At 61.5% G+C, this 6,091-nt stretch carries 6 protein-coding genes and 3 pseudogenes; 6 read left to right on the top strand and 3 right to left on the bottom strand.

Features of this window, described 5'->3' with window-relative positions; translation table 11 throughout:
* The 4 genes and pseudogenes from VOI29_RS21865 to VOI29_RS21850 all read left to right on the top strand — a co-directional run.
* A pseudogene (locus tag VOI29_RS21865) lies at positions 1 to 348 on the top strand (transposase); the annotation flags it as partial.
* A gap of 503 nt (positions 349 to 851) precedes the next feature.
* Positions 852 to 1,925 carry a TRAP transporter substrate-binding protein DctP gene (gene dctP, locus VOI29_RS21860; protein WP_323783657.1) on the top strand — a complete coding sequence of 358 codons (1,074 nt, stop codon included), beginning with the start codon at positions 852 to 854 and terminating at the stop codon, positions 1,923 to 1,925.
* A gap of 17 nt (positions 1,926 to 1,942) precedes the next feature.
* Positions 1,943 to 2,464, top strand: a complete 522-nt coding sequence (locus tag VOI29_RS21855; RefSeq protein ID WP_323783655.1) for a TRAP transporter small permease subunit — start codon at positions 1,943 to 1,945, stop codon at positions 2,462 to 2,464.
* Positions 2,465 to 2,483: 19 nt separating this feature from the next.
* Positions 2,484 to 3,776, top strand: coding sequence for a TRAP transporter large permease subunit (locus tag VOI29_RS21850; protein ID WP_323783653.1), 1,293 nt, complete (start codon positions 2,484 to 2,486; stop codon positions 3,774 to 3,776).
* Between the two features lie 78 nt (positions 3,777 to 3,854).
* Here the strand turns inward: VOI29_RS21850 and VOI29_RS21845 are convergent, their stop codons facing one another.
* The 3 genes and pseudogenes from VOI29_RS21845 to VOI29_RS21835 form a co-directional block, all read right to left on the bottom strand.
* Positions 3,855 to 4,562 carry a GntR family transcriptional regulator gene (locus VOI29_RS21845; protein WP_323783651.1) on the bottom strand — a complete coding sequence of 236 codons (708 nt, stop codon included), beginning with the start codon at positions 4,560 to 4,562 and terminating at the stop codon, positions 3,855 to 3,857.
* Positions 4,563 to 4,748: 186 nt separating this feature from the next.
* Positions 4,749 to 5,135 (bottom strand): annotated as a pseudogene (locus VOI29_RS21840) (transposase); the annotation flags it as partial.
* A gap of 223 nt (positions 5,136 to 5,358) precedes the next feature.
* The gene (locus VOI29_RS21835) at positions 5,359 to 5,667 is read right to left on the bottom strand and encodes an AAA family ATPase (RefSeq protein WP_323783648.1); all 309 of its coding nucleotides are present in this window, start codon (positions 5,665 to 5,667) and stop codon (positions 5,359 to 5,361) included.
* Between VOI29_RS21835 and VOI29_RS21830 the strand changes: the two genes are divergently transcribed.
* Together VOI29_RS21830 and VOI29_RS21825 are read left to right on the top strand one after the other, a co-directional pair.
* Positions 5,666 to 5,821: a hypothetical protein gene (locus VOI29_RS21830; RefSeq protein WP_416361576.1), complete on the top strand. Its 156-nt coding sequence runs from the start codon at positions 5,666 to 5,668 to the stop codon at positions 5,819 to 5,821. The genes VOI29_RS21835 and VOI29_RS21830 overlap by 2 nt on opposite strands.
* Positions 5,822 to 5,928: 107 nt before the next feature.
* Positions 5,929 to 6,091, top strand: a pseudogene (locus VOI29_RS21825) (transposase); the annotation flags it as partial.

Below are 6,091 nucleotides of genomic sequence, written 5' to 3'. Positions count from 1 at the left end.
GATGAAAGCGCCGGCACCGGAGCAGTTTGCATCCGGAAGACAGTTTGCGGCCTGGATGGGCCTGCCCCCAGGGATCACTCGACAGCTGGTAAGGTCAGGTTCGGTGTTATTACGCGAGCGGGCGATGAGGCCCTGCGCAAAACACTGGTCGTGGGCGCGACTTCGTTGCTTCGACAGATGAGAGCGGGCAGAGGCAGGACCGCCTCGCCCTGGCTTATCGATCTGCTCAAGCGCAAGCCGCCGAAACTCGCGGCCGTCGCGTTGGCCAATAAGATCGCCAGGATCGCGTGGAAAATGATGATGTCGGGCGAGGCCTGTAAAAACACTGCTGCGCGGCCAGTCGCGTGAAGAAACCGGCCCGCCACGGTGAGCAGGAGAAAGACGCTACCGTGCTGGGCTGATGCGTGAACTTGCAGGGAGGGGCCCGTCCACATATGGCACGCCGATGTTGTCGGGGGGCGGTTGCAGCATCAAAGCCGAGGCTCACCCTCTCTTAGATCAGGCCGCCAACTGGCCCAAAATCTCTGACGACGGACACCATGCAGAGCTGCAGGAACTGCTGGCCCCGCGGTTGAGCGAGACCACGCCGCGCTGGCTGACCACCGCTGCCGTGGCCATCTGACAGCTGCCCTCTCTCTTCCCTGCACGACATAGCCGCGGCGGCGCATTCGGGCGCGCTGAGCTTCTGTTTCTGCTCGTGAATCCAGCAACATCGCGCAAACTGCCGCGCCTTCCGGCAGAAGATCACAGTTTTGTATTTAGTATGTCGACAAAAGGAATGCACGAAGTCTACAGTGCGATTCCGTGCCGTGATCTCCGTGTAAGCGGTGCGATCTGACAGAGGAGGTACTATGTCCACATTCTTAAAATCCGCCGTCCATGCGGTAGCCTGTGCCGGTGCGCTGGCGCTGGCCGCGAGTGCAGGTGCCGCGCAGGACGTGACCTGGCGCGTGCCGACGTCGGTGCCGGAAGGCTCGCCCTATTACGTGAATTTTCTCGAGCGTTTTGCCAGCAACGTCGAGCTGATGACCGATGGGTCCGTCGAGGTGCAGCCCTTTGGTGCCGGCATCCTGGTGCCGGCCCTGCATGTCTACGACGGCGTGCGCGACGGCATCGTCGAAGCCGGGCACTCCACTCCCAGCTATCTGGTCAACCAGAACCCGATGAACGCGATTTTCTCGGGCTTTCCGGGCGGCATGGGGCCGGAGGCCTTTGCGACCTGGATTTACGAGGGCGGCGGTCAGGAGCTGCTGACCGAAATGCGGGCCGAAGAAGGTTTCAAGTCGCTGGTCGTCGGCATCGGCTCCTCCGAGGTGATGGCTCATGCCAACAAGCCGATCACCACCGCGGCGGACTTGAAGGGGCTGAAATACCGTACCTCCGGTCCCTGGGCCGAGGTGATGCGCGATTACTTCGACGCGGTGCCGACCGTGGTGCCGCCAGGCGAGATCTACACCCTGCTGGAGCGCAAGGGCGTCGATGCGATCGAATGGGGACCGCCGTCGGGCAACCTGCCCGAGGGCTTCCACGAAGCGGCGCCCTATATCATCACGCCGGGCGTGCATCAGCCGACTTTCCTGTGGGAAGTGGTGCTGAAGCAGGAAACCTGGGATGCGCTGGACGATGGTCTGAAAGCCAAGGTCGAAACGGCAGCCGAGCTGACCACCCTGCAGTCGCTGATGCATTTCTATGACAACGACATGAAGGCGATGGAAACCTTCCGCGGCAGCAAGGCGGAAGTGCTCACGCTGGATCCGGCCTTTGCCGGTGAGCTGTCCGCAGCGGGCGTTGACTGGATCAAGAAGACCGCCGCAGCCCAAGCTGAGGCTGGCAAGCCGCGCATGGGCGAAATCCTGGATGGCTATCTTGCCTACAAGGACCGCTGGGCGGCGGAAAGCGGCTATCTGATCCGCAACGGCAACTGAACCGGCTGGAGGCGGTTATGAAAAGGGTATTTCTGGCGATTGCAGATGCGATTTCTGCAGGTCTGGGGTTTGTCGCAAAGGCGATGGTCCTGATCTTGATCGCCTCCATGTTATACGAAGTCGTCGCGCGCTATGCGCTCGGCGCGCCCACCCTCTGGGCCTTTGATATTGCCTATATGGCGACCGGTGTGCTGTTCGTTCTGGGCGCCGCGCAGGCCCTGCGGGAGGATGCGCATGTGCGTATCGACTTCCTGTCGTCGCGCCTGCCGGTGCGCCTGCGGGGTCTGATCGACGGTCTGATCTACCTGCTGGTGCTGGCGCCGGTCTTTGGCAAGCTGGCCTGGGTTGGCGGCCACCGGGCCTGGCGCGCGTTTCAGACCGGAGAGGTCGAGGCGGTCAGCCCCTGGGCGCCCTTGATGTGGCCCTTTTATTCGCTCCTGGCGGTCGGGTTGGCCGCACTGGCGTTGCAGCTGGCCGCCGAGGGCATCAGGGCGCTGCTGACGCCGCGCCAAGACGACACTTTCAAACTCGAGAACTGATATGCTGATTGCCGGACTCATGTTTCCCGCGCTGTTCGGGCTGATCCTGATTGGATTGCCGATCGCGTTTTCGCTGACCATCGTATCGGTGGGGGCGGGGCTTGTTGCCTTCGGGCCTGCGGCCTTCAACCAGCTGTACGGCTCGTTCTATTCGGCCTCGACCAACTTTATCCTGTCGGCAATCCCGATGTTCATCCTGATGGGGGCGTTGCTGGAGCGTTCCGGCATTGCCGAGCGGCTGTTCCGCGTCATGAACATGTGGCTTGGGCGGCTGCCTGGTGGCCTGGCGTTGGCGACCATCGCCATGGGGGCGGTCTTTGCGGCGGCTGCGGGCGTGGTCGGTGCCGTCGAGGTGATGATCGGCATGATGGCGATCCCGGCGATGCAGAAAATGCGTTATAGCAACACGCTGATTGCCGGCACGATCTGCGCGGGCGGGTCGCTGGGCACGATGATCCCGCCGTCGGTGATTGCGGTGATGTATGCCTCGCTGGCGCAGATGTCGGTGGGCAAGCTGTTGGCGGGTATGATGCTGCCCGGTCTGATCATGGTGACACTGTTCTTGGGCTATATTGCCATTCAGGGCATGTTGAACCCGCCCGAGCCAGTGGCCAAGGCGGATGTGGTTGCGGATCTGCCGCTGGGCGAAAAGCTGTGGGCGACCGCGACGACGATGCTGCCGGTCTGCGCACTGATCTTTGCGGTGCTGGGGTCGATCCTGGCGGGCGTCGCCTCACCCACCGAGGCGGCGGCGGTCGGGGCAGGGGGGGCACTACTGCTGTGCGTCCTGAACCGGCGGTTCTCTGTCCCGGTGCTGTCGGAGTCGCTGTCGATCACGGTGCGCATTTCGGCGATGATCCTGCTGATCGTGGCGGCGGGCACGATGTTCATGGGCGTCTTTGCCGCCAATGGCGGTGCGCGTCTGATCCGGGATGTCATCGAGGGCGCCGGGCTGGGTCCGACCGGCATGATGGTGTTCTTCCTGCTGGTCGTTTTCGTGCTCGGCTTCGTGCTGGACTGGACCGCCAACGTGCTGATCTGCGTGCCGCTGTTCTCGCCGTTCATCCGCTCTGCCGGGATTGATCCGGTGTGGTTCGCGACGCTGGTGATCGTGGTGATCCAGACCGGTTACCTGACGCCGCCGATGGCCTCTTCGATCTTCTATCTGAAATCGATCGCGCCGCCGGACATGACCTATGGCGAGATGTGCCGCGGGGTGCTGCCGTTCATCGGGCTGCAGGTGGTGACGCTGCTGCTGATCATCTTCTTCCCACAGCTGGCCACCTGGCTGCCCGAGGTGATCGTCAACTGACGGCAGCACAGCTGCAGGAAACCACGCCGCGGCCCCCGAAAGTGGAGGCCGCGGCGCAGGTGTATCAGGGGGGCAGCGCTAGAGTTCGATGTCCTGGCGCCGGTCGCGCGAGATCATGCTCTGGATCTGTTCGACAATCTGGTCGGCATGGGTCTTTGCCAGCACATCTGAGGCGTTGACGTCTCGCGCCTCGATAGCGGCGATGATGTCCTCGTGCTCTTGCACGTAGCGGTAAGGCAGCCTGTTGTTGAACGAGGAGTAGTAATAGAGCCTCATCAGCCGCCGCCCTTCGTCCAGCAGGCGCTGGAACAGCCCTTCGAAATAGACGTTGTGGCCTGCCGCTGCGATAGCGGCGTGAAAATCGCGGTTGGTGGCGATCATGGCCATCGCGTCCTGCGCGTCAACAGCCGCGGCGAACTGACCTTGATGGCGGCGAATAACGTCCAGATCGCCGGGCGTGTGGTATTGGGCGGCAAGCCGTGTGGTTACGCGGTACATCAGCGTCATTGCGTCAAAAAACGTGTATAGATTGACGAAGTCGATATGGGCGACCACTGTTGAGCGGTTGGGAAGTGTTTTGACAAGGCCTTCGCTTGCCAGCCGAACAAGAGCCTCGCGGATAGGGGTGCGCGAAATGGCAAAACGCTCAGCCAATTGCGCCTCATCGATGGGCGCGCCGGGTTCCAGCGTCAGGTTCAGAATTTCTTCGCGTAGTATGTTATAAACATATTGCACTCCGGACCCGCGCTTGCGTTCCGGTTTGCTGGTAGTTTTGTTATTGGACATTGCAAACTCTTTCCTCAGCAAATTGAATACTTGGGTTTGCGGTCGCACACAACTGTCAGCGGGTCAGCCGCAGGGAGGGAAGATGGCGGTCTTGTTGACGGTGCATTTGACAATACTGTTGCCGAACGAGAGGATGCGGTTGCGGATCACATTTTCATCGGAGGCGAGAACCTTGGCCAGCGAACCTGTGCGCTTGGCCGGCAGGTGCGATCGCTCGACCAGCCGGAAGACCTCCAGCTTCTCGGACGCAGGATATCTCATTCTTCGTCGCCCCCATCCCCGAGAATGCTTTTTTCGAGAAGGCGCAGTTCCAAGGTTTGCTCGGCCACACCCTCTTTCAATTCGCGGGGTTCTCGGCGAAGATCCTGGACCTCGTTCGACGTCGCAGTGCAGGCCGTGTCACCCTCAAGGCGTTTCTTGCCAGCCACGAGGAACTCTTAGGACCAGCTGTAATATATCTGGGTAATACCCTCACGACGACATAGTTCGGCAATGCTGTCCTCGCCCTTCAGCCCGTCCGCACGATCCTGATTTTCTCTTCCGCCGAAAATGTTTGCGCGTGGCACAGCGGATGCCCTTTACGACCTTTTCACCGTGGCTCTTCCGGGTTTCTGTCTCATCTCCACTCCTTGGTGGTAACGATGGGCCAGAAATCCTCTCTTATCAAATCACCCTAAACTGTCCCATTGGCGCTGACGTCTGACAATCATATGTTTATATTTTTGCGGAGAAAGCAGGTAGGATACGGCGGTGCCAGCTCCCGCAATAAATACAATTTCTTAATATATTCAATGTTTTATGGCGGTTCTCCCGAGGCATTTTCTGCATTAGAGCCCTCGCTGCCAGCCGCCGGCCGCAACGACCCCGCCAGATCCCCCTCCAGCGTCAGATTTAGGCCAATGCGCTCCGCTGCAGGTGTCACACGATCCTTGGCGTCCCGGAAACACGCCAGCATGGCGGCCAGCATATCGCCCAGGTGGCCCTGTGCCTGCCAGGCGCCAAAGGACCTCTGGATCAACGGCACCCCGGCCGAGGCGGCGATGGCCCCGGCCAGCACGGTTTTGCCGGTTCCGGGTTCGCCGTGGATCAGCAGGGAGCGGGACATGCCGCTCCACTCAATCTCACCGCGCTGCCATGCCAAGCTGAGCACGACGGCCCAATACACCGATGTCGCCACCAAGACGATCCGTGACACGGTTAGCCCCTACGAGATGCTGGCGCAGTTGCAGGATCAGACACTCAAGCGAAGCCTGAAGTGACGGGGCGCCGGGGTGTCCCGCCCGGGGCTGGAGATTGCTGATATATTCCGTGCCGATGGCCCCGTGTGGCGGCGGGCCAATGCGGGGCATGTCAGCCTGACCCATCCCCCCACATCCATATGATCGTGCCCGGTGGCGGCCTGTCTCTGGACGGCGCGAGATGGATCGCCTGCCGACCTGGGTTCTTGCTGCATGTGCGGGTCTTGCCGCGCCTGTTCCGGCGGCCTGTCTCTGGAGGGGCTGATGGCGCTTCTCCGCGCCGGGGAGCTG

This window comes from Leisingera sp., from assembly GCF_034669605.1.
In the GTDB taxonomy this organism is placed as follows: domain Bacteria; phylum Pseudomonadota; class Alphaproteobacteria; order Rhodobacterales; family Rhodobacteraceae; genus Leisingera.
The sequence above is the reverse complement of the archived record's forward strand: the minus strand, read 5'-3'. Positions and strand labels throughout refer to the sequence as shown.

What these genes read in the sequence shown, in the direction of transcription:
- dctP (WP_323783657.1), top strand. Translation starts at nt 852, where the DNA reads ATGTCCACATTCTTAAAATCCGCCGTCCATGCGGTAGCCTGTGCCGGT.
- VOI29_RS21855 (WP_323783655.1), top strand. Translation starts at nt 1,943, where the DNA reads ATGAAAAGGGTATTTCTGGCGATTGCAGATGCGATTTCTGCAGGTCTG.
- VOI29_RS21850 (WP_323783653.1), top strand. Translation starts at nt 2,484, where the DNA reads ATGTTTCCCGCGCTGTTCGGGCTGATCCTGATTGGATTGCCGATCGCG.
- VOI29_RS21845 (WP_323783651.1), bottom strand. Translation starts at nt 4,562, where the DNA reads ATGTCCAATAACAAAACTACCAGCAAACCGGAACGCAAGCGCGGGTCC.
- VOI29_RS21830 (WP_416361576.1), top strand. Translation starts at nt 5,666, where the DNA reads ATGCCGCTCCACTCAATCTCACCGCGCTGCCATGCCAAGCTGAGCACG.
- VOI29_RS21835 (WP_323783648.1), bottom strand. Translation starts at nt 5,667, where the DNA reads ATGTCCCGCTCCCTGCTGATCCACGGCGAACCCGGAACCGGCAAAACC.